General features: G+C 58.5%; 18 protein-coding genes and 1 tRNA gene. 14 read left to right on the plus strand and 5 right to left on the minus strand.

Annotated elements, in window-relative coordinates:
- Nucleotides 1-116 precede the first annotated feature (116 nt).
- On the plus strand, nucleotides 117-692 hold the full coding sequence (locus AC2FJW_RS11075) for a TetR/AcrR family transcriptional regulator (RefSeq protein ID WP_496696234.1): 576 nt from the start codon (nucleotides 117-119) through the stop codon (nucleotides 690-692).
- Nucleotides 693-798: 106 nt separating this feature from the next.
- Nucleotides 799-1,956: an acyl-CoA dehydrogenase family protein gene (locus AC2FJW_RS11080; protein ID WP_496750082.1), complete on the plus strand. Its 1,158-nt coding sequence runs from the start codon at nucleotides 799-801 to the stop codon at nucleotides 1,954-1,956.
- Nucleotides 1,957-2,011: 55 nt separating this feature from the next.
- On the opposite strand, the gene AC2FJW_RS11085 is transcribed toward AC2FJW_RS11080, so the two are convergent.
- Nucleotides 2,012-2,905 carry a LysR substrate-binding domain-containing protein gene (locus tag AC2FJW_RS11085; RefSeq protein ID WP_142635780.1) on the minus strand — a complete coding sequence of 298 codons (894 nt, stop codon included), beginning with the start codon at nucleotides 2,903-2,905 and terminating at the stop codon, nucleotides 2,012-2,014.
- A 98-nt stretch (nucleotides 2,906-3,003) separates the two neighbouring features.
- Between AC2FJW_RS11085 and AC2FJW_RS11090 the strand changes: the two genes are divergently transcribed.
- The 4 genes from AC2FJW_RS11090 to AC2FJW_RS11105 are packed head-to-tail and all read left to right on the plus strand — an operon-like array spanning nucleotide 3,004 to nucleotide 8,717.
- Nucleotides 3,004-4,173 carry a pyridoxal phosphate-dependent aminotransferase gene (locus tag AC2FJW_RS11090; protein WP_496750083.1) on the plus strand — a complete coding sequence of 390 codons (1,170 nt, stop codon included), beginning with the start codon at nucleotides 3,004-3,006 and terminating at the stop codon, nucleotides 4,171-4,173.
- Nucleotides 4,174-4,183: 10 nt separating this feature from the next.
- Nucleotides 4,184-6,376 (plus strand): dehydrogenase E1 component subunit alpha/beta, encoded by a 2,193-nt coding sequence (locus AC2FJW_RS11095; RefSeq protein ID WP_496696226.1) that lies wholly within the window; start codon nucleotides 4,184-4,186, stop codon nucleotides 6,374-6,376.
- Nucleotides 6,373-7,407, plus strand: a complete 1,035-nt coding sequence (locus AC2FJW_RS11100; RefSeq protein WP_496696224.1) for an ACP S-malonyltransferase — start codon at nucleotides 6,373-6,375, stop codon at nucleotides 7,405-7,407. Before AC2FJW_RS11095 ends, AC2FJW_RS11100 begins: the two co-directional genes overlap by 4 nt.
- 41 nt (nucleotides 7,408-7,448) lie before the next feature.
- Nucleotides 7,449-8,717 (plus strand): NAD(P)/FAD-dependent oxidoreductase, encoded by a 1,269-nt coding sequence (locus tag AC2FJW_RS11105; RefSeq protein ID WP_496750084.1) that lies wholly within the window; start codon nucleotides 7,449-7,451, stop codon nucleotides 8,715-8,717.
- Here AC2FJW_RS11105 and AC2FJW_RS11110 read toward each other — a convergent pair.
- The gene (locus AC2FJW_RS11110) at nucleotides 8,704-9,609 is read right to left on the minus strand and encodes a LysR family transcriptional regulator (protein ID WP_271948216.1); all 906 of its coding nucleotides are present in this window, start codon (nucleotides 9,607-9,609) and stop codon (nucleotides 8,704-8,706) included. The two genes, AC2FJW_RS11105 and AC2FJW_RS11110, sit on opposite strands and share 14 nt — an antisense overlap.
- A gap of 76 nt (nucleotides 9,610-9,685) precedes the next feature.
- Here AC2FJW_RS11110 and AC2FJW_RS11115 point away from each other — a divergent pair, with 76 nt between their 5' ends.
- The 5 genes from AC2FJW_RS11115 to AC2FJW_RS11135 all read left to right on the plus strand — a co-directional run bounded on the left by AC2FJW_RS11115 (nucleotide 9,686) and on the right by AC2FJW_RS11135 (nucleotide 16,862).
- Complete coding sequence (locus AC2FJW_RS11115; protein WP_496750085.1) at nucleotides 9,686-12,898, plus strand: reductive dehalogenase; 3,213 nt, start codon at nucleotides 9,686-9,688, stop codon at nucleotides 12,896-12,898.
- 128 nt (nucleotides 12,899-13,026) lie between these two features.
- Nucleotides 13,027-13,893: an FAD binding domain-containing protein gene (locus AC2FJW_RS11120; protein ID WP_496750086.1), complete on the plus strand. Its 867-nt coding sequence runs from the start codon at nucleotides 13,027-13,029 to the stop codon at nucleotides 13,891-13,893.
- Nucleotides 13,890-14,369 carry a (2Fe-2S)-binding protein gene (locus AC2FJW_RS11125; RefSeq protein WP_142635794.1) on the plus strand — a complete coding sequence of 160 codons (480 nt, stop codon included), beginning with the start codon at nucleotides 13,890-13,892 and terminating at the stop codon, nucleotides 14,367-14,369. The genes AC2FJW_RS11120 and AC2FJW_RS11125 overlap by 4 nt, the downstream gene beginning before the upstream one ends.
- Nucleotides 14,369-16,624, plus strand: coding sequence for a xanthine dehydrogenase family protein molybdopterin-binding subunit (locus tag AC2FJW_RS11130; RefSeq protein ID WP_496696213.1), 2,256 nt, complete (start codon nucleotides 14,369-14,371; stop codon nucleotides 16,622-16,624). Before AC2FJW_RS11125 ends, AC2FJW_RS11130 begins: the two co-directional genes overlap by 1 nt.
- Nucleotides 16,617-16,862, plus strand: a complete 246-nt coding sequence (locus AC2FJW_RS11135; RefSeq protein WP_281972450.1) for a MoaD/ThiS family protein — start codon at nucleotides 16,617-16,619, stop codon at nucleotides 16,860-16,862. Before AC2FJW_RS11130 ends, AC2FJW_RS11135 begins: the two co-directional genes overlap by 8 nt.
- Here the strand turns inward: AC2FJW_RS11135 and AC2FJW_RS11140 are convergent.
- Nucleotides 16,859-17,566, minus strand: a complete 708-nt coding sequence (locus AC2FJW_RS11140) for a lysophospholipid acyltransferase family protein (RefSeq protein WP_496696211.1) — start codon at nucleotides 17,564-17,566, stop codon at nucleotides 16,859-16,861. The genes AC2FJW_RS11135 and AC2FJW_RS11140 overlap by 4 nt on opposite strands.
- A 143-nt stretch (nucleotides 17,567-17,709) precedes the next feature.
- Between AC2FJW_RS11140 and AC2FJW_RS11145 the strand changes: the two genes are divergently transcribed.
- Nucleotides 17,710-17,785: transfer RNA gene (locus AC2FJW_RS11145), tRNA-Trp, on the plus strand.
- Between the two features lie 144 nt (nucleotides 17,786-17,929).
- Here the strand turns inward: AC2FJW_RS11145 and AC2FJW_RS11150 are convergent.
- Nucleotides 17,930-18,949 (minus strand): hypothetical protein, encoded by a 1,020-nt coding sequence (locus AC2FJW_RS11150; RefSeq protein ID WP_496750087.1) that lies wholly within the window; start codon nucleotides 18,947-18,949, stop codon nucleotides 17,930-17,932.
- A 73-nt stretch (nucleotides 18,950-19,022) separates the two neighbouring features.
- On the minus strand, nucleotides 19,023-19,904 hold the full coding sequence (locus AC2FJW_RS11155) for an EamA family transporter (RefSeq protein ID WP_281972447.1): 882 nt from the start codon (nucleotides 19,902-19,904) through the stop codon (nucleotides 19,023-19,025).
- Nucleotides 19,905-19,981: 77 nt separating this feature from the next.
- Between AC2FJW_RS11155 and AC2FJW_RS11160 the strand changes: the two genes are divergently transcribed.
- Both AC2FJW_RS11160 and lptF read left to right on the plus strand, forming a co-directional pair.
- The gene (locus AC2FJW_RS11160; RefSeq protein WP_496750088.1) at nucleotides 19,982-20,464 is read left to right on the plus strand and encodes a MarR family winged helix-turn-helix transcriptional regulator; all 483 of its coding nucleotides are present in this window, start codon (nucleotides 19,982-19,984) and stop codon (nucleotides 20,462-20,464) included.
- A 162-nt stretch (nucleotides 20,465-20,626) separates the two neighbouring features.
- The gene (gene lptF, locus AC2FJW_RS11165; protein WP_496750089.1) at nucleotides 20,627-21,766 is read left to right on the plus strand and encodes an LPS export ABC transporter permease LptF; all 1,140 of its coding nucleotides are present in this window, start codon (nucleotides 20,627-20,629) and stop codon (nucleotides 21,764-21,766) included.
- Nucleotides 21,767-21,863 lie beyond the last annotated feature (97 nt).

Raw genomic sequence — 21,863 nt, forward strand, 5'->3', positions numbered from 1 at the left:
TCTAAAATTTTTCTCTATCCAGGTGGAAAATAAAGAGAATTTCCTGAACATTGGTGGCCCTTGCGGATTATGGAGGGTACAATTATGTACAGATCGGTACGTATAGGAGGCGAATCATGCGCCCAAACAAAAGGGATGAGCTGGTCCGCAAGGCCCTGAAGGTCTTTTATCGTGACGGTTTTCATGCGACCGGCATGGACAAGCTGGTGGCTGAGACGGGTGTGTCGAAGACTTCGATGTACAAACATTTCCGCACCAAGGAAGATCTGATTCTGGCGGCTTTGCGTCTGCGGGACGAGAATTTCCGCAACTGGTTCATGCGTCGTGTCGAGGAATTGGCCCACACCCCTGCGGACCAGTTGATTTCAAGCTTTGATGCACTGGGCGAGTGGTTCGCCGAAGACGGGTTTCGCGGCTGCATGTTCATCAAGGCTGGCGCCGAGTTCCAGGAGAAAGAGCACCCGATCCACGTGCAGGCGGCGGAGCACAAGCGGTTGTTGTTGGAATATTTCACGGATCTGGCCCGCAAAGCCGGTGCCTTCGACCCTGAAAGCCTGGGATGTCAGATTCTTCTGCTGAAAGAAGGGGCAATCGTGACGGCGGTTCTGTTGAAAAGCTGTGATCCCGCGCAAGATGCCAAAGCTGCAGCGCGGGTCTTGCTGGAAAACGCGTTGGCCGCACCGATCCCGTGACCCGGCGAAATCTTCCAAAAGACGTTGCGTAGCGTTTCATCCAACGCATTGGATTACTTGGCGGTCCAAATTACGCTGGCAGCAAGTTGATCTTGGAGGATGCGCAATGTCTCTTATTACCCCTACATCCAGCTGGGTGTCCGAAGAGCACCAGATGTTTGCCGAAATGGCGAACCGTTTCATGCAGGACGAACTGGTGCCCAATATCGAGCGCTGGACCGAAAACGGGGTTGTTGATCGTGCGTTCTGGCGCAAGGCCGGTGACATGGGACTGATGGCTGGCGCGATCACCGAAGAACACGGCGGTGTCGGTGGTGGCATGGGATTTGATGCTCTGACCATGTACGCCCAGACCTCGCACGGAGATTCCGGTTGGGGCTATGCGATCCAGTCGATTGTCATCCACTATATCACCGCTTATGGCAACGAAGATCAAAAGTTGAATTGGCTGCCGAAACTCGCCTCGGGCGAGATGGTCGGCGCGCTGGCCATGACAGAGCCCGGAACCGGTTCGGATGTGCAGTCGATTCGCACAACTGCGGAAAAGAACGGTAACTCCTACTGTCTGAACGGGTCCAAGATCTTTATCACCAATGGGCAATCTGCGGACTTGATCCTTGTGGCTGCAAAGACCGACAAGTCCCAAGGGTCGAAGGGGGTATCGTTGGTCGCGGTCGAAACGCAGGGCGCAGATGGGTTCCGCAAGGGGCGGAACCTCAAGAAACTGGGCATGAAGTCCAATGACACGGCCGAGCTGTTCTTTGAGGACGTCAAGGTCCCGATGACAAACCTGATTGGTGCGGAAGAGGGGCAGGGTTTTTACCAGATGATGCGGCAACTTCCCTGGGAACGCCTGACGATTGCAATCGGTGCCCTGGGTGCGATTGATTTCGCGATTGCCGAAACAGTGAAATACACGCAGGAGCGCAAAGCCTTCGGTCAGCGCGTGATGGATTTCCAGAATACCCGCTTCAAGCTTGCCGAGTGTAAAACCAAGGCCGAAGTGCTGCGCAGTTTTGTCAACGACTGTATTGCCAGGCTTGAGGCTGGAACTTTGGATGCATCGACCGCGTCGATGGCCAAATACTGGGGGTCTGAGGTGCAGAATGAGATCATGCACGAATGTCTGCAGCTGTTTGGTGGCTATGGGTTCATGATGGAATATCCGATTGCTCGGCTTTACGCGGATGCGCGGGTTCAGATGATCTATGGTGGGACAAATGAGATCATGAAGGAACTCATTGCTCGGTCGTTGGACACATAATCCTGTTCGGAACGCTCCCTCCCCGCAGTTTTCTAGGGTGGTCGGAATGGCCCGGTCACGAGATTTGGTCGACTTGGCCTTGCAGCCAAGAACAGAACGACTTCAGCGGCTCGGATGCCACCCGGGATTGCGGCCAGACCAGAAAGAAATCGCCCAGACTGACGCCTGGGCCTTTCCAGGCGGGAACGAGTCGCCCGGTTTTCAGGTCGTCTTCGACCAGATAGCTGGGCAGCAGCGCCACCCCAAGCCCATGAATTGTGGCTTGTCCCATAGTCGAGAATTGGTCGAACAACATGCCGCCAAGCCCTGATGCCACAAGCCCTTGTGCGGCAAACCATTGCTCCCAGGCATCAGGGCGTGTTTCCAGGTGCAGCAGCGGGGCATTCATTAGCCAGTCAATCTGTTCGGGGTTTTTTGGCAGAATTTCCGGAGCGCAGACCGGTACAACGTTTTCACGCATGATCGGCAGGTAGTTGACGCCGTGCCAATCTCGACGCCCGAAATGAATCGCGGCGTCGAAATGTTCCGTTTCGAAATCGAAGGGGCGAAGCCGGGTGTTCAGATTGACGGTCACCTCGGGATGTCGGCGAGCAAAGTCCTGAAGACGCGGCGCCAGCCAATGCATCCCAAACGCCGGCAGGATCGACAGGTTCAGCGATCCTCCGGTCGGATTGGCTCTGAGTTTTAGGGAGGCCTGCGCCAGTTGGTGCAAGCTTTTGCGCGCGACCTGAACGTATTCTTTTGCCGCCGGGGTAAGCTGCAGCCGCATCTGGGTTCGCTGGATCAGTTCGATGCCCAGCTGTTCCTCCATCGACTTGAGCTGTCGGCTGATGGCGCTTTGGGTCAGCGAAAGCTCTTCCGCTGCCGCCGAAGCACTGCCAAGGCGGTCAACGGCCTCGAGTGCCAGCAGAGAGGGGATAGACGGCAGAAAACGACGGGGGGCGATCATATGATAATTCCTCATACCTTTCGGATGGAATATCACTGGCTTTTAGGGCCCGCCAGCCCGATACCAAATGAATATTTTGGTCAAGAGAGACGTTGGCAGTGTCCAGGGAAATCGCAGCAGATAGTTTTAGGCGTGCAGACAGGCTGCGCGGGATTGAGTTGTCAGAGATTGTTCAGATCTCTGAGCAGGCTGCGCGCCTTAAGGCGCAGGGTGTCGATGTAGTCGCGCTCAGCACCGGTGAGCCTGATTTTCCGACCCCTGAACATGTGGTCGAAGCGGCCCATCAAGCGGCGCTGGCCGGGCAAACACGATACCCGGCGACGGTAGGGGCGCCGGACCTCCGGGCGGCTATCGCCGTCGGGGCCAGTGTCCGGCCGGAAAACGTGATCGTCTCGACCGGTGCTAAACAGGTTTTGTCCGGGGCGCTGATGGCCACGCTCGATCCCGGCGATGAAGTTATTATCGCGGCGCCGTTCTGGACCAGCTATGCGGATATGGTCAGGCTGTCCGGCGGTATTCCGGTTGTGCTGGACTGCCCGGTTTCTCAGGGGTTCAAGCTGACCCCAGCACAGCTTGAGGCCGCAATTACGCCGCGCACTCGCTGGCTTTTGCTGAACACGCCCTCAAACCCGACCGGCGCGGTCTATACTGAATCGGAAATGCAGGCTCTGGGTCGCGTTTTGGACAGGCATCCCAATGTTTGGGTGATCTCGGATGAGATCTACCAACACCTGACCTATGTTCCCTTCACGCCATTTGTTCAGGCCGTGCCGCATCTGGCGGATAGAGTGCTGACCGTAAATGGAGTTTCCAAGGCCTATTCAATGACCGGGTGGCGGATCGGTTGGGGAATCGGGCCATCACCCTTGATCAAGGCGATGACCGCTGTTCAGGGGCAGATTACATCAGGCGCATGTTCCATCGCGCAGGCGGCAGCATTGGCTGCGATTACCGGGCCGCAAACGCTTTTGGGCGAACGCCTGCAGGCGATGCGGGTGCGCCGTGATCTTGTGGTTGCTGGGTTGAATGCCGCGGGTCTGGAGTGTGCCGTTCCGGATGGCGCGTTCTATGTCTTTCCCAAAACACCGGCTGAAATGCCGGTCGATCACGAATTCTGCCGGTATCTGCTGGACGAAGTCGGGGTGGCACTGGTGCCGGGGCGTGCCTTTGGTTTGCCGGGCCACCTGCGGCTTTCTTTTGCTTACGCCACCGAAAGCCTGCAAGAAGGGTTGCGGCGCATTTCTGTTGCGACCACCAGATTGAAGTAGAGGGGCCGCCATGGATCGCGCTCAGATCGTTCATGAGAATTTCCTGACACGTGTGGCGCAGCACCACCTGCCTGACGGCGCCGCACCGCGACCGGGATTAAGCAACGCCGATGCGGTGTCGCTGTACCGGTCTCAGGTTCTCAGCCGGGCACTGGACCGTACCAGCCGCGCAATGCAGAAGGCGGGGCAGGGGTTCTATACCATCGGCTCGTCCGGGCATGAGGGCATGGCGGCTGTCGCCCACGCGCTGCGGCCCACGGACATCGCGTTTTTGCACTACCGAGATGCCGCGTTTCAGATCGCGCGTTCCGAGCAGGTGCCGGGTCAGCAGATCGCCTGGGATATGTTACTGAGTTTCGCCTGCTCGAAAGAGGACCCGATCTCGGGTGGTCGGCACAAGGTACTGGGCTCGAAGGCACTGATGATCCCGCCGCAGACCTCGACAATTGCCAGTCATCTGCCCAAAGCTGTGGGTGCGGCCTATTCCCTGGGTGCAGCGCGGCGGCACCCGCCCGAACATCGCGAACTGCCACAGGACGGGATCGCCATGTGTTCCTTCGGGGACGCATCGGCCAACCACTCGACTGCGCAGGGGGCGATCAATACGGCCGGATGGACCAGCGTTCAGTCGACCCCTTTGCCCCTGTTGTTCGTCTGTGAGGATAATGGGATCGGTATCTCGGTCAAAACGCCAAAGGGATGGATTCAAGCGTCGATGCAGCACCGGCCGGGGATCAAATATTTCCAGGCCAACGGTTTGGATATTTTCGAAACCTATGCGGTTGCGAAAGAGGCGGCGGAATACGTGCGCACTCGGCGCAAACCGGCTTTTCTGCATCTAAGAACCGTTCGGCTTTATGGCCATGCGGGGGCGGACGTCCCGACGACCTATATGGCTAAATCCGAAGTCGAAGCTGATGAGGCAAATGATCCGCTGCTGCATTCGGTGCGGCTGTTGGATCAGGCCGGGGCGCTATCGTCGGATCAGGCGCTGAAGATATATCAGGATACTTGCGCTCGCACCGACAGGATCGCGGCAGAGGCCGTGACCCGCCCGCATCTGACCACCGCGTCCGAAGTCATGGCCAGCTTGATCCCGCCAAAACGCTCCTGCAAACCCACCAATGGTCCGGGGGCCGAGGCCCGTGCAGCCGCTTTTGGCGGCGACATGCGCGCGATGGACGACCCCCAGCCGATGAGTCGTCTGATCAACTGGGCGCTGACCGATCTGATGCTGGAACACTCCGAGATCGTGTGCATGGGCGAAGATGTGGGGCGCAAGGGTGGCGTCTATGGCGTGACCCAAAAGCTGCAACAGCGGTTCGGCCCGGATCGGGTGATCGACACGCTGTTGGACGAACAGTCCATTCTGGGGCTGGCCATTGGTATGGGGCATAACGGCTTTGTCCCGATCCCTGAAATTCAGTTTCTGGCCTATCTCCACAATGCCGAGGACCAGATCAGGGGCGAGGCCGCGACCTTGCCCTTTTTTTCGAACGGGCAATTTACCAATCCGATGGTCCTGCGGATCGCCGGGCTGGGATATCAGAAGGGTTTCGGGGGGCATTTCCACAACGACAACTCTCTGGCCGTTCTGCGCGATATTCCGGGTGTGATCATTGCCTGCCCCTCGACCGGTTCGGACGCGGTGCAGATGCTTCGAGAATGCGTAAGGCTGGCCCGCGAAGAGCAGCGCGTCGTGGTATTCCTGGAACCCATTGCGCTTTATCCGATGCGCGACCTCCATCAGGCACAAGATGCCGGATGGATGACGACCTATCCTTCGCCGGATCGCAGCATCCGCCTGGGCGAGGTCGGGGTACAGGGGGACGGCACCGATCTGGCGATTGTGACCTATGGCAACGGCCACTACCTGTCGCAGCAAGCCTTGCCCGAACTTGAGGCCGCAGGGATCCGAACCCGGATTATCGACATGCGATGGTTGGCTCCATTACCTGCAGAAGCGTTGCGCGAGGCCACCAAAACCTGTGCGCATATTCTGGTCGTTGACGAATGCCGCCGGACCGGGAGCCAGTCAGAGGCGTTGACAACTTTCTTCGTCGAAGAAAGCCCCGACACCCCAATCGCCCGCGTTGTGGCGGAAGACAGCTTTATCGCGACCGGGCCTGCATATGCTGCGCCATTGCCGTCAAAGGTTAATATCGTCGCCGCCGCGCTCAATCTGACTGGAAACCGCTCATGACCCGTACCGCCGTTGTGATCTGCCCGGGTCGGGGCACCTATAACAAAGCCGAGCTGGGTTATTTGCACCGTCATCACGCAAGCCGGATGCAGATGTTTGGCAATTTTGACGCTATCCGTGCCAATGCGGGGCAAGAGACGGTCACGGAGCTGGACGGTGCCGATCGGTTCACGGTCAGCAAGTATTCGCGTGGAGATGTGGCCTCACCTTTGATCTACGCGGCATCTCTGGCTGATGCTCAGGTGCTGGCCGATGACATTGAAGTGGTGGCTGTCACCGGCAACTCGATGGGCTGGTACATCGCCCTCGCCGTCGGAGGCGCGGCGTCGCCCGAGAATGGCTTTCGTGTGGTGAACACAATGGGGACGCTGATGCAGGACCACCTAATTGGTGGGCAGCTCGTATACCCGTTTTCAGACGATAGCTGGGTGGCTGATCCTCAGCGTAAGGCTGAATTGCTGGCGGATGTGGCGCGGATCAACGCGCAGGACGGTCAGGTTCTGGCATTGTCGATTGATTTGGGCGGAATGCTGGTTCTAGCGGGTAACGAAGAGGGCTTGCGCGCGTTCGAGGCATCGTGGCCGAGTGTGCAAGACAGGTTCCCCATGAGGTTGGCAAATCACGCCGCATTTCACACCCACCTTCAAGCTCCGGTGGCTGCGGAAGGGCGCACGCAACTTGGTGCGGAGCTGTTCAAACAGCCTGACCGGCCTCTGATCGACGGGCGTGGCAAAATCTGGTGGCCGGGTGCGACGGACACGCAGGCACTGTGGGATTACACCCTGGGACATCAAGTGACCGCGGCCTATGACTTCACCCGCGCAATCCAGACCGCCGCGCGCGAATTCGCGCCTGACCTGTTCATCGTGACAGGCCCCGGAGCGACTTTGGGCGGTGCCGTTGCGCAATCGCTGGTTCTGGCCGGGTGGCAGGGGATGTGCGATCGGGCAGCGTTTCAGTCGCAGCAAGAGGCGCGGCCTTTCCTGATCGCGATGGGGCGTGAGGATCAAAGGGCTCTTGCGACGACCTGATCCCGCGTCCTAATGGTTTTTGACACCGCAAGGAGTCCGCATTGAGCGACTACGATCAATCCCTTTGGCTACACACCTGCCGCGAGCATGTGGAGAGCGCCCCGCTGACCAGCGATTTGTCTGTGGACCTTGCGGTGATCGGCGGCGGTTATACTGGCTGTTCCGCGGCTTTGACGGCCGCACGGGCCGGAGCCTCGGTCTGTGTGCTTGAAGCGCAAGAGATCGGGCATGGGGGGTCTGGGCGCAATGTGGGGCTGGTCAATGCCGGGCTCTGGGTACGACCTACTGAAATCTGCGCTCATCTGGGGGATGCGGCCGGGACACGTCTGATCGAAATCCTTGCGGCGGCCCCAAGTGAAGTATTCAGCGTGATCCAGACACATGGGATCGAGTGCGAGCCGATGCGCAAGGGCACGTTGCATTGTGCGCATTCTGGCTCTGGTCTTGCTGATTTGAAAATACGCCATGCACAGTTGCGTCAGGCAGGCGCTCCGGTCGAGTTGCTGTCGTCGGACAAGACGTACCAGCGCACGGGCAGCGCCACCTTTCGTGGAGCTCTGTTCGACCCGCGCGCCGGAACGATCCAGCCGATGGCATATGTGCGTGGTCTGGTCCGTGCGGCTGCCGCAACCGGGGCACGCGTTCACACGCACAGCCCAGTGATGACGATGCGCCATGTCGATGGCCAGTGGCTGTTGGAAACCCCGCAGGCCACGGTGCGCGCCAAATCAGTGATCCAGGCCACCAACGCGTATCATCGGAACCTGCCCGATACGGCACCGGCCTATGTTCCTGTCTCGTATTTTCAATTCACTACTGCGCCGTTGTCCGACAATCTGCGCGCGAGTATTCTTCCCGGAGCCGAAGGATGTTGGGATACCGGCCTGATCATGACCTCTTTCCGAATGGATCACGACGGGCGCTTTATCCTCGGCGCAATGGGCAATCTAGAACATGCGGGCAGCGCCGCTCATACCGGATGGATCAAGCGCAAACTGTCAGAGCTTTATCCTCAGCTTGCGGATCAACCCTTGCAGCAGGGATGGCACGGCCGCATTGGGATGACCTCGGACCACATTCCCAAGATCACCCGGATCGGACCGGATGCGGTTTCGATCCATGGCTATTCAGGCCGGGGTATCGGGCCGGGCACGGTGTTTGGCCGTATGGCGGCTGAGAGCCTTTTGGCAGGGGATCCGGCGTTGCTGCCAGTTCCCGCTGTGGCGGAACATACTGAACGCTGGACCCGCCTGCGTCACGCCTACTTTGAAACCGGTGCTGCACTGACCCATTTGATCAAGGCGCGCTGATGTCAGCTGCTATGGCTTCGATCCTTCTGCGCAGCCAACGATGCGCTGGGTCATTGGCCGACCTTTGGTGCCAGACCATGTAAAGCGGAACCGGGGTGCATTCGAAGGGCAAATGCGCACAGTCCAACCCGGCCAGAGGACCTTGTCTCATCAAGGCGGTATCGGTCGAGATCAACGAGCTGCCCCGCACAAAGGCCGGAATCGCGTTGAAATGGGGCAGGGTAACAATCGGCGCTCTGATCTGGCTTTGATCAACACCCCGCATGACGGCACGGGCGTTGCGGCCATCGGAAAAGCGCACCTCGATATGCTCGCTCTCGCAGTAGGTCTGCCAACTGTTTGGCGGGGTGCAATGGCCGGCATCATAAAACATCATCAGCGGGCTTTCGAGCAGTCGTTTCTGGTAAATGTCCGGCCCATCCGGCGGCAGAGGGGTGACCATCAACTGACACCGGTCGCTGCGCAACAGGTCCGGATCGGGAACGCCCGATGGGATGAACTCCAACCGTAGCCGTGCACCCTCGGCGCGTGTGTCTCGCAACAGCCTTGGGAATATCACTTCGCGTGGCATGTCATTTGTGGCGATGCGAATGTCGATCTGTTCGGATAACGGGTCAAAGGGGCGACCGTCGGTCAAGGCACGCATCCCGTCCAGCACCGTTTGAATAGGGTCCTTCAGGGACAAGGCACGTTCGGTCGGGGTCAGGCCCTGACCTGAACGTACAAACAACGGATCGCCCAGCACCTGCCGCAGTTTGGACAGCGTGTGGCTGATTGCCGATTGCGTGACCCCCAGCCGATCGGCTGCTTTCGAGACCGAGCTTTCCTCGAGTATTGTCAGAAAGACCCGCAGGACTTTGCCGTCCAAATCAGTGAAATCATTTTTATTCATATTATTTATGATTAAGTATGAATGGTATTGCTGTCTACCGGGCATTAAGGGTCAGACGGGCAAGGGGAGGCACGCTATGGGAATCCGTTTCTTTTCAGACCGGAACAGGCCAGTTCATATGGGCGGCTACCCGCTAGAGCGGTTGGCGCGGCAGGACACAATGCCGGACCTTTCGCAGGTGACGCCTATGGGCGATCTTAGCTTTCGCCGACCCGACAAACCCCAAAGCATCGTTAATGCGATGGGTGAATTTCAGGCTATGATGGATGCGATCCGCAACGGGCTGGTGAACACGGCAATGGCCGATATCCCGTCAGAGCCGCGCGAACGTGCCAACCATTTAAAGGCCTTTGGTTATTTCAACGATGCGTCGATGATCGGATGCGGTCCGCTGCCGTCCGACGCGCTGTTATCCGCGCCACGCCGTAATCCCGATATCGACCGGCTGTCAGATGCCTTAAGAACTCGGCAGACCAAAACACTGGCCTCGGGTATTGACGTCATCATGGCGGATTTGAAAGACAGTATCGAGGCTGCACCCAAACCGATTGACAGCCACCGCCATGCAATCGTGTTCCTATATGAACACAACCGTGACCCGGACCCGTCCGAGCCCGGAGCCGATTGGATCGTGGATGCGCAGGATCATCGCGCTTGTTTGTTGGCGACCGAAAATGCGGTGGTTATTGCCAACTACATCCGCCTGCTTGGCTTTGATGCGCGGGCGCATTCGGCGATGTCTTCGGATGTTGATCTGGGCAAATTGGCGGTCGCCGCAGGATTGGCCTCGGTCGAAGGTGGGCAGCTTGTTGCCCCCTGGCTTGGGACTCGGTTCGGGCTGGCGGTGGTGACGACCGAGTTGGAGATCGCTCATGACCGCCCGCTGTGCCCGATGGCTCAGCAACCGTGGTTTCGCACACAAGGACCGGCATGGTGGTTGGGGGCGGGTTTTGCCAAGAATGCGTTGAACCGAGACTCCTATGCCAAACGGCGCTATGTCGACGGCGCGCATCCCTTCGAAAAGCTTAAGCGTGTCGAAACGCCGACAACTTATATTGACGAGGAAAACGTTGCACGCGTCCCCAAACGGGCTGACATGTTTGCCCGGGCGCAATTCGGCGACATGGGAAAGTCCATGCAGGACGCCGCCAAGGGTGGGCATTACGTGCGCAAGGCGGCCCCCAGTTTCGCACAGCGGCGCGCGCTGGGCGCGTTTGTTCTGCTGCAGGATGGCGATAGCGCCGAGACAGCGCCGCCGACAGATGCCGCCCGGAACGCCGCCAATATCAAGGCCGCGACCTATTTTCTGGGTGCGGATGCCGTAGGTCTCAGCCGGTGCCCCGATTGGGCGTGGTATTCACATGATGCCGCCGGAGAAGAGATCACGCCGCCGCATGATCAAGCCATCAGCATGATCATTGATCAGGGTTACGAGACCATGGAAGGGTCCAGTGGCGACGACTGGATTGCAGTGGCCCAATCCATGCGCGCCTATCTGCGGTTCTCGCTTTTGGGTGGGGTCGTTGCACAGCAGATCCGCAACCTTGGGTACAAGGCAAAGGCCCATACGGTGATGGATGGCGAGGTGCTGCAGCCTCCGCTTTTGCTGTTGTCGGGACTGGGAGAGGTCAGCCGGATTGGCGAGGTCATCCTGAACCCCTATCTGGGCCCGCGTCTGAAATCCGGTGCGGTCACAACAGATATGCCTCTGGCTCATGACAAGCCGATAGATTTCGGACTGCAGAGTTTTTGTGAAAGCTGCAATAAATGCGCGCGAGAATGCCCCTCGGGGGCGATCACCGCCGGGCCAAAACTGATGTTCAACGGCTATGAAATCTGGAAGTCCGACAGCCAGAAATGCGCCACTTACCGGGTGACAACATCGGGTGGTGCGATGTGCGGGCGGTGCATGAAGACCTGCCCATGGAATCTGGAAGGCATCTTCAAGGAACGTCCCTTCCGTTGGGCCGCGATGAACTTCCCCCAAGCCGCGCCAGCGCTGGCGAAACTGGACGATGCGGTGGGCAATGGTGGCTTGAACGACACCAAGAAATGGTGGTGGGATATCGAATTGCAGCCCGACGGCGCGTATCGCCCGACCCAGCATCCGCTGAACCGGCGCAACCTGCAGACGGACCTTGCCCTGGAATATGAGGATCAGACGCTGGCGGTCTATCCCGCCTATCTGGCCCCGCATCCCTGGCCCTATCCTTTTGCCATGGACCGCGAAGCCGGGATTGCAGCTTATGAAGCGATGGTCACGGCAGAGGAGTACAAGGCACGCAAGGCCGCCGGGGACATGTCTGTTGTTCACAACTATTCCATCGCAGGTGATGCCCCTGTCATGCGGGTCGAGCTGAGCATGGTCGACCGGATGACGGATGATGTGACCAAATATGAGTTCGCGACGCTGGATGGCGCGCCGCTGCCTCAGTGGACCGCAGGCGCCCATCTGGACGTGCTGGTCGCGCCAGAGTTCCTGCGGCAATATTCAATGTCCGGCAATCCGGCGAACCCAGCGACCTATCAGATCGGTGTCTTGCGCGAGGATGAGGGGCGGGGCGGCTCGGCCCTGTTGCACCGGATTTTTACCGAAGGGCGCAAGGTTTTCATCTCGAAACCGATCAACCATTTCGAACTGGATGAGACCGCCACCAGGACATTCCTGATGGGCGGCGGGATCGGTATCACGCCGATGATCGCTTTTGCCCACCGCCTGCACAGTCTGGGCAAACCCTTTGACCTGCATTACTCGGCCAGTACCCGCGCTGGGGCGGGGTATCTGGACGATCTGGCTGCAATGCCCTGGGCCGATCACGTGCACTATCATTTCTCGGACGAAGGCACGCGCGCTGATTTACAGTCAATCCTGTCGGGATATCAGGTAGGTTGGCATGTCTATACCTGCGGCCCGGATCGGTACATGGAAGGCGTGATGCAGGCAGCGGAACGTCAAGGGTTCCCAGACGAGGCGCGGCATCTGGAGTATTTCTCCGTTCCCGAGCAGCCCGAATATGAGAACCATTCTTTCACGCTGAAACTGGCCAAATCGGGGCGAGAGCTGCAGGTTCCCGCCGACAAACACGCGGCGCAGGTGCTGAACGAAGCCGGAATTCAGGTCGATGTGAAATGTTCGGACGGAATTTGCGGCGTCTGTAAATGCGGTGTGATTTCGGGTGAAATCGAGCATAGGGATTTCGTGCTGTCGAACAAGCAGCGCGAAGGCGCAATCATCCTGTGCCAAAGCCGTGCTGCGGACCCGGACGGGGTGGTCGAGATCGACCTCTGATCCGAGGTCTGGAAACGTCATTTCGGGATCGAAAAATAGGTCGTTCTTGCCATGGACGCCAGTGTGTTGCTGCATTAACGTCCCTGCGAACCCCAGTGGATCCTGACCAACAGGCGCGAGGTAAAATCATGGATTATCACAGCCCTGCCAGCTTTGCCGAGGCGTCGGCTCTGGCAGAAAATGCAAAAGGCGTTACACGGTTTCTTGCCGGTGGCACCGATGTTTTGGTGCAGTTGCGCTCGGAATTGGTGACGCCTGATACATTGATAGACATCAAGAAAATCAATGGCGTAAGCGATATCACCCGCAATGCTGACGGCAGCTGGACGCTGGGCGTGGCGGCGACGGGTGCGGAAATGAGCGAACATCCCGGGTTGGGCCGCGATTGGCCCGGCGTGGTCGAAGCGATGGATTTGATCGGATCGACTCAGGTGCAGGGGCGGGCGACGCTGACTGGCAACCTGTGCAATGGCTCGCCTGCGGCGGATTCGGTGCCAGCCATGGTGGCAGCGGGCGTGACCGTGACAGTAACCGGACCAGGTGGCACCCGTGAGGTTGCCGTCGAAGATATTCCGACCGGCCCGGGCAGAACGTCCTTGGCCAAGGGTGAACTGATCTCGGCGGTCAATATTCCTGCACGCGGCGAAAACGGAGGTGATGCCTATCTGCGGTTCATCCCCAGGACCGAGATGGATATTGCGGTGGTTGGCGTAGGTGTGAATCTCCGTCTGGACGGGGATACCATCACCGAGGTCCGCGTGTCGCTGGGCGCTGTGGCTCCGACTGTTCTGCTTGTCGAAGACTGCGCCAAGGCGATCATGGGCAGCACCCTTGACGATGCTGCATTGGACGCGCTTGCCGCTGCCGCATCTACTGCCTGTAACCCGATCGACGACAAGCGCGGCACGATCGCATTCCGTACAGAAGTGGCCGGGGTTCTGGCCAAACGCGCCGCGAAAATCGCCTATGCCCGCGCCAAGGGAGAGCAAGCATGAGCAAGTTCCACGTATCCACCACCGTCAATGGTGACACGGTCGAATACCTATGTGACCCACGCGAGACCCTGCTGGACTGTCTGCGCGACAAGCTGAACCTGACCGGTGCGAAAGAAGGCTGCGGCACCGGCGATTGCGGTGCCTGCTCGGTAACTGTCGATGGCCGTTTGGTTTGTTCCTGCCTGATGCTTGGGATCGAAGCAGAGGGTAAACAGATCGAGACGGTCGAAGGTATTGCAGACGGGGACGTTCTGCATCCGCTGCAGAAGAAGATGATTGAATATGCTGCTCTTCAATGCGGTATCTGCACCCCCGGTATTCTGGTCGCGGCCAAATCGTTGCTGGAAAAGAACCCGAACCCGACCGAGGAAGAGACACGGTATTGGTTGGCTGGTAATCTCTGCCGCTGCACTGGGTATGACAAGATCATTCGCGCCGTGATGGATACAGCGGCTGAACTGCGGGAGGCTTCGTAATGGCACTCGACGATCGCAAATCTGAATTCACTTTCGTTGGCACCCGACCGAACCGCCCTGACGGGCTGGACAAGGTCACGGGGCGCGCGAAATTTGGCGCTGACGCCACCGCACCGGGCATGTTGCACGGGGCTATTCTGCGCTCGCCCCATGCCCATGCGCGGATCGTAAAGATCGACACCTCCAAGGCCCAAGCGCATAAAGACGTCAAAGCCGTTGTGACCCGTGACGATTTCGCTGAGGTGCCGTTTAAGCCCGGTCTTGAAGGTGAGTTCTGGAACGTGCTGGAAAACGTTATGGCAGGCGAGAAGGCCCTGTATGACGGCCACGCGGTGGCAGCTATTGCGGCAACTTCGGCGCTGTCGGCACGTGACGCACTCAAACTGATTGAGGTCGAATATGAGGTGCTGCCCCATGTGACCGATGTCGACAAAGCGATGGCTCCGGACGCTCCGGTTATACGCGAGGGGGCGGCGGATTATTCCGTGCCCGAAGGGATGCACCCGAACGTCGTGCGCTATCACGAAAGCGGGCATGGCAATGTCGAAGCCGGTTTTGCCGAGGCGGATCTGGTCGTTGAAGACAGCTTCGTCACCGAGGCAACCCATCAGGGCTATATCGAACCTCATGCCTGTTTGGCGACGCTGGGAAATGACGGCAAGGGTGAGCTGTGGTGCACCACCCAAGGGCACTGGATCGCGCAGAAAACCTGTGCGGCTTTGCTGGGGATCGAAACATCGCAACTGCGGGTGACGGCGTCCGAGATTGGCGGCGGCTTTGGTGGCAAGACAACCGTATTCATCGAGCCGGTCGCGCTGGCGCTGAGCCGCAAGGCCAACCGCCCGGTCAAGCTGGTGATGACCCGATCCGAGGTATTCCGGGCCACCGGTCCGACGGCCTCCGCGTCGATGGATATCAAGATCGGGATGAAGAAAGACGGCACGATCACCGCAGCGCAAGGCGTGTTCCGCCTGCAGGGTGGGGCCTTCCCCGGCGCGCCGGGTGATATGACGGCCATGTGTGCCTTTGCTCCTTATAACCTGACTAACGTCAAGCAGGTGGGCTATGACGTCATGGCCAACCGCCCGAAACAAGCGGCCTACCGGGCGCCCGGTGCACCGATGGGAGCCTTTGCTGTTGAGTCGGTGATTGACGAGCTGTGCAAGAAACTGGGTCTGGACCCCGTGGACGTGCGTCTGAAAAACGCCGCCTACGAAGGTACGAAGGCCAGCTATGGCCCGCGCTACGAACGCATCGGTCTGGTCGAAACGCTTGAGGCCGCCAAGGCGCATCCGCACTATTCTGCGCCACTGAAACCAGGGCAGGGGCGTGGGATATCCTGTGGATTCTGGTTCAACCACGGCGGCGAGACATCGGTGTCGCTTGCCCTGTCCGAGGACGGCTCGGCCCAGCTGATGGTCGGCACGCCCGATATCGGCGGCTCGCGCGCGTCGATGGCGCTGATGGCAGCCGAGGTTCTGGGCATTCCCTACGAGAATATCCGCGTCACCATCGCGGACACGGCGACGCTGGGATACAATGACGTTAGCCACGGATCGCGCGTGACCTATGCCTCGGGTCTGGCCACGATCAAGGCGGCCCGGCACGCGGTCGAAAAGCTCAGCGAACGGGCGGCGGCCAAGTGGGGCATCCCGGTGGATGCGGTGAAATGGGAAAACGGCTGCGCGGTGCCCTCGGGCCCCAATGCAGGTGATTTCGACCCGATGCCGCTGGCTGATATCACCGCTGATATGGGCGCGACCGGCGGTCCGATCTCGGGCCATTTCGAAGCGACGCCCGAGGGCGCAGGCGTGTCCTTCGGCACCCATATCGTCGATGCCGAGGTCGACCCGGAAACCGGCAAGACCAGCATCACTCGCTATACGGTCATCCAGGACGCCGGTAAGGCCATCCACCCGACCTATGTCGAAGGCCAATATCAGGGCGGCGCGGCGCAAGGTATCGGCTGGGCGTTGAACGAGGAATATGTCTATGGCGAGGATGGTCGTCTGCAGAACTCGATCTTCCTCGACTATCGCATCCCGGTCGCCAGCGACCTGCCGATGATCGACACGGTGATCGTCGAAGTGCCCAATCCCGGCCACCCGTTTGGTGTGCGCGGCGTGGGCGAGACCGGCATCGTGCCGCCGCTGGCAGCCATCGCCAACGCAGTTTCGAACGCGGCGGGTGTGCGGATGAAACAACTTCCAATGTCACCGCCGCGCATTCTGGCGGCGCTCAAGGACAATGGTTGAGGTTCACCTGTGGTCCGGCCTCCGGTCTTTGACCGGGGGTCAGCAGGTGGTCGAGGTCGAGGCTAAAACCACCGGCGAGTTGTTGCAGGCGCTCGCGCGGGTACATCCGCAGCTTCAGGCGCCGATAGATGCCGGTGTATCCATCTCAATCAATGGGCGCGTGATCGCCAGCGGGTTGACCGAACCGATCCCCGAAGGCAGCGAAGTGTATCTGATGCAAAGGCTGCGCGGCGGTTAGCCCTTGGGTAACCAGGGTTCGCGCCCGACCATCCTGTCTGCTTCGGCAGTGATGTCGTTCATATGCGCCTCAAGGCTTAACCGCAGGGTCTCGAGTTCTTCTTCACTGGTCTTGCGGGGAACGTTTTCGGTCCATTCCCGGCACAGAAACACGCCTTTGTTGCGCCAGGGGCGCGGCATCAGCAGGCGATCCCAGGTTCCGGCCTCGCTGCCGTGGCGGGCGGAATAGGTGATACCGAAGACCCGCTTGCCCGAGGTGCGTGCCCAAACCAGAGGCACGGTCGACAGCACCCGTTCCGGACCGCGCGGGCCGTCAGCGGCGATACCGATGGAAATGCCCCGCTTGATCTTGCCGATCACTTCGCGTGACACCGCGATGTTGTTGGCGTTTTTGCTGGTCATGGCGATGGTGTCCATGCCGAACAGTTTCTGCACCCGACCAACCATGCTGCCAGCGCGCGCCGAGGATGTGATCGAGCAGATACGCCCCTTATCCAACGGAAAGAAATAGGGCGATTGTGCCAGTCGCTGATGCCAAAGGACAACGATGACCGGCTCGCCCTGATCGGCCAGTTGGTCCAGCTCTTCATAGCCGATGCGTTGCCATTGGGTGTTGCGGTTGACCATCCGAATATAGCTCGCGATGCGGCGGGCGGTCCAATTCAGGACGGCCTCGCTATCGGCGATTTTCTTGCGGATACTCACGAATGGTGACCCTCATATTGATCAAACCGTGTCTTATAGAACTCAACGCTATACGCAACTTGTTTGTCGTGCGCATAACTGAGGAGGAATCTGAAAAAGCCTCTTGAGTCCGCCGCGCGGCTGGCATATTTGAGGCGCACCTTAGGGGTATAGCTCAGTTGGTAGAGCGACGGTCTCCAAAACCGTAGGTCGCGGGTTCGAACCCTGCTGCCCCTGCCATTCTCTCCATTTCCAGAAGTTTGTGCCGCTTGGGCGGAATGGGACTCGCGTGACCCTTTGCGCAGCCTAGCTGTTACAACTTGGACCAGCAGAGCATTCGACCGATGCGATAAACCGCGTTCTGGTTGCTCAACAAACCACGGTCTAACCCAAAATCGGTGATATGCCACCGGCAAAAGCGGCCAAGATTGGGGCCGTCAGGGCGAAGCCGGCGCCGATGATGTCACCTGTGCCTTCTGTCAGCTTATGCGACGATCTCCAGTCATCAATGTCGAATGCCTGGTCTTTGCCGCCCTGATTTCGTGCAGCCAAAGCGAGGTTAGAAATTCTTCCGTCCAGAAGGACTGCCACGGGAAGAAAGTAGCTGAGCATTAGCAAGCAAAAATATGTGCCGGTGAACAAGGCCGATGCGTTGAGCAATGCGCTATAGGCGGCCCTTTCTGATTCAGCGATCATGGGCAAGGGCCAGTACATCCAGCTTGCGGCAAAGAACATGCCGAAGGTCAGCACCAGACTGGACAGGTAGAGCTGCTGCCGCATCTGCCGCAGGTTTTGCGCCAGCTCAGCTGCGGTTGCTTCGATGTCCTGAGATTCATGCCGTCCAAGACACAATATCATTCCGACAATCAGCGACCCGATCGCAAGGCCGGCCATTGCATTTACCAGGTCCAGAATACGGTTGAACAGTGAAAGAACAGGGGCCTGCCCGCATTTCCCAAACATCCAGCTATCTTCCGAACCGGAACATGCCGGTAAGGTGCCTTGCGACAATGCTGTTTCAAAAACGGCTTTGCCGATCTGGTGGTAAATCTGCGGGCTTTGGTCGGTCATATGCTTTTGAATGGTTGGCACGAGAGCCAGAAACACGATGGCGACTACAATCGCGATTGCCGCGATCCGGGTGCTTTTTTCGATCGGGCGTGACAGGGTCCGGAACAAGACTGCCACGGGCAACAAGGCCAGCGATAAAAAGAACCAGGACGCGGCAAGAAATCGAAATCGACCAACGGCTTCCCGCCAAGAGCTACCGCTCAACACAAAGTTCACTGGGACGTCCAGTTCATTGGCGATCATTTGGTTCTGGATCAGTTTATGGATTGCGAAAACACATACCGGCAGCAGGGCGATGGCAAAATAGCGCGGTTTTACTCGGCTTTTTGACACGTGATACCTTTCTTGCCCGGGCGTTGCACAGCACACAGTTTAGCACAAAACTCGTACATCGATGCCTGGAGTTTCAGGCGGGCTTTCTGATGGTGACAATCGAACGGCCGGTACGCTTGCCCATTTGCCCCAGCCAGACCGCCAAAAGTACGATACAGACACCGGCGATCTGCACAAAGGTCAGGTTTTGCCCAAGCATGACCCAACCAATCATTACGGCGGATAACGGGCTGAGAAAGCCAAGTGCCGAGACCGCAGAGGGTTCGATCCGGGCGAGGCCTCGGAACCACAGGATATAGGTCAGGGCAGCCCCGATGACGCTCAGATATCCAATTCCGAGAAGGCTGTTTGTTTCAAGCGCTGGTAAGGCGGGCTCAAATATCAGTGCAAGCGGCACCAGCAACAGCCCGCCGGCGGTTAGTTGCCAAGCGGTAAATGTCAGCAGCGGCACCGGCGGTTGCCATTTGCGCGTCAGGACAGTTCCTGCCCCCATCGAAAGGGCGCCACCCAGTCCAGCGATCAGGCCAACCGTATCAAGATTGATAGCTGTTCCGAGGACAAGGCACCCGACGCCGATCACCCCCAGCAGCGCTGCGCCGACCGATCTCAGCCCAACCGGGGTGTTCAGCAGAAATGCCGACAGGAAGACTACAATAAGAGGTTGTACCGCGCCGACAGTGGCTGCGACCCCACCGGGGAGCCTGTAAGCCGCGACGAAAAGCAGGGTCCAGAACACGGTGAAATTGAGCGCGCCCAGAATGAATATGCGGCCCCACCAATGACCCCTTGGAAGTTGACGGGACAAAACTAGCAGCAGCAGTCCGGCAGGCAGCGCACGCAGCGCGGCCATCGTGATCGGATATCCGACGGGCAAAAATTCGGTCGTAACATAATAGGTGCTACCCCAGATCAAAGGGGCAACAGCAGTTAGGGCGATGTCGGTTTGGTGTCTCATGGCGAATCCCTTTATCTTGACGTCAAGATATATTGCAAAATCTTGACGTCAAGATAAAGTTGGGCTAGCCAGAACTCATGGATCATGTGGAGCGAATTATCGCGCAGTGGAACAGTGCCCGGCCCGACCTGGATGTGGGGCCGATGGAAACCGTTGGTCGACTGACGCGGTTGGCGGTTCAGTTGCGAAGGGCGATGGAGCATACTTGGGCTCTTCATGACATGAACGCTGCCAGCTTTGATGTCCTTGCCACGTTGCGAAGGTCTGGCAAGCCAGAGGGTCTTTCACCTGGCGAGCTTTTGGAGCTTACAATGGTGACGTCCGGCACAATGACGAATCGCGTCGATCAACTGGTTAAGGCGGGGATGGTCGAAAGAGCGCAAAACCCTGAGGATGGCCGGGGCTTCCTGATCCGTCTTACCCAAAACGGATTCAAAGCGATTGAGGCCGCCGTTTCGGATCATGTAGAGACTCAGCAGCGCCTGGTTCAGGGTTTGTCCCTGCAACAGCGCGATCAGCTCAATCACCTGCTCAGATCGTTGTCTGAAACGCTGGACTGATCCGGGCAGGTAAGCATGCTGGACCGGGGTGCCAATTCCGATGTGGCATAAGCCGTTTTAGTGCGCACGGCTCAATTTCTATAATTCTTGGGCTATGCGGTTTCCTCGGTCAGGGGATTGGCATATTGTTCAAACGAATTTCAGGTAGCCGGATGAGGATACATGTCGCGCTTCGATGGATACTTCCTGCGGCAACTGCTGATTCTGTTCGGCTTTTTCACTCTGATTCTGGTGGGGGTTTTCTGGATCACCCGCTCGGTCAGCCTGTTTGACCGTGTCATCAGCGGTGGTCAATCGGCCATGGTGTTTCTTGAATTTACCGCTCTTACTTTGCCGACGCTGATCCGTACGGTGATGCCCATGGCCGTATTCGCAGCGGCCGTCTATGCCACCAACCGCCTGAGCCGTGAAAGCGAGCTTACGGTGATGCTGGCCACAGGTTCCAGCCCGTGGCGGCTGGCTCGCGCTGTGGTTCTGTTCGGTCTTGTTGCTGGTCTGATGATGGCCTCGATCAGTGTTTTCCTGCGCCCAGCCTCGGTCGATCTACTGGAAAAACGGCAGGCCGAAGTGGCGGGTGACGTCACAGCGCAGTTATTGAATGAAGGCGAATTCCTGCATCCTGCAAGTGACGTAACCGTCTATATTGGGGGGATTGATCTGGACGGGACTTTGCGCGAAGTCTTTGTTTCGGACCGGCGAGATAAAACCAGCCCGGTCAGCTATTCCAGCCAAACAGCTTATCTGGTCAATAACGGCTCGGGCATTCATCTGGTGATGGTTGACGGAGTTGCGCTGCGTCAGGACCGGCAGGGACGTACCCTGTCGTCTACACTGTTTCAGGACGCGTCCTATGACATCTCAGAATTGACGAGTACCGACAACGCGGCCAAGCGCAGCCTCGAGGCCATTCCCACCGCAGAACTGTTGCGCGACCGGGCTGCGATTGCGGCGGCAGAGGGGTTCACTGAGGGCGCGTTGATCGACGAGCTGCATCAGCGATTTTCGTGGATTACCATTTGTATCGCGGTCGCGATGGCGGGCTATGCAACCCTTATGTTGGGCAGCTTTTCCAGATTTGGCCTGTGGCCACAGATTTTTGGAGCATTCATAATTCTGGTCCTTTTGGAAGGTATGCGCGGCTTTGTGTCCCCGTTGGTGATCGAAGACCCGGAATTATGGCTATTGCTCTATTTGCCTGCCGTCATGGGCATATTGATCTCGTGCCTGTTTCTTTTGATTGCAGGTCGTCCGCTTCTGCGCGTGCGCGCAAGAAAACACTCGCGGGCATTGTCCCAAGCCTGAAGCTACGGCGCATTTCGGCGCAATGTTCTTCGGCCAAGCTAATTCGTTTTTTCGCTCAGGTTTTCTGCGTTAGGCTGCGGTTGGATGATCAGTCAAA

Source organism: Ruegeria sp. CDSA020 (assembly GCF_059612345.1).

Bases quoted from the DNA above. Each gene is read 5' to 3' on its own strand.
- AC2FJW_RS11075 (WP_496696234.1), top strand. From the start codon at position 117: ATGCGCCCAAACAAAAGGGATGAGCTGGTCCGCAAGGCCCTGAAGGTC.
- AC2FJW_RS11080 (WP_496750082.1), top strand. From the start codon at position 799: ATGTCTCTTATTACCCCTACATCCAGCTGGGTGTCCGAAGAGCACCAG.
- AC2FJW_RS11085 (WP_142635780.1), bottom strand. From the start codon at position 2,905: ATGATCGCCCCCCGTCGTTTTCTGCCGTCTATCCCCTCTCTGCTGGCA.
- AC2FJW_RS11095 (WP_496696226.1), top strand. From the start codon at position 4,184: ATGGATCGCGCTCAGATCGTTCATGAGAATTTCCTGACACGTGTGGCG.
- AC2FJW_RS11100 (WP_496696224.1), top strand. From the start codon at position 6,373: ATGACCCGTACCGCCGTTGTGATCTGCCCGGGTCGGGGCACCTATAAC.
- AC2FJW_RS11110 (WP_271948216.1), bottom strand. From the start codon at position 9,609: ATGAATAAAAATGATTTCACTGATTTGGACGGCAAAGTCCTGCGGGTC.
- AC2FJW_RS11115 (WP_496750085.1), top strand. From the start codon at position 9,686: ATGGGAATCCGTTTCTTTTCAGACCGGAACAGGCCAGTTCATATGGGC.
- AC2FJW_RS11120 (WP_496750086.1), top strand. From the start codon at position 13,027: ATGGATTATCACAGCCCTGCCAGCTTTGCCGAGGCGTCGGCTCTGGCA.
- AC2FJW_RS11125 (WP_142635794.1), top strand. From the start codon at position 13,890: ATGAGCAAGTTCCACGTATCCACCACCGTCAATGGTGACACGGTCGAA.
- AC2FJW_RS11130 (WP_496696213.1), top strand. From the start codon at position 14,369: ATGGCACTCGACGATCGCAAATCTGAATTCACTTTCGTTGGCACCCGA.
- AC2FJW_RS11135 (WP_281972450.1), top strand. From the start codon at position 16,617: ATGGTTGAGGTTCACCTGTGGTCCGGCCTCCGGTCTTTGACCGGGGGT.
- AC2FJW_RS11155 (WP_281972447.1), bottom strand. From the start codon at position 19,904: ATGAGACACCAAACCGACATCGCCCTAACTGCTGTTGCCCCTTTGATC.
- AC2FJW_RS11160 (WP_496750088.1), top strand. From the start codon at position 19,982: ATGGATCATGTGGAGCGAATTATCGCGCAGTGGAACAGTGCCCGGCCC.
- lptF (WP_496750089.1), top strand. From the start codon at position 20,627: ATGTCGCGCTTCGATGGATACTTCCTGCGGCAACTGCTGATTCTGTTC.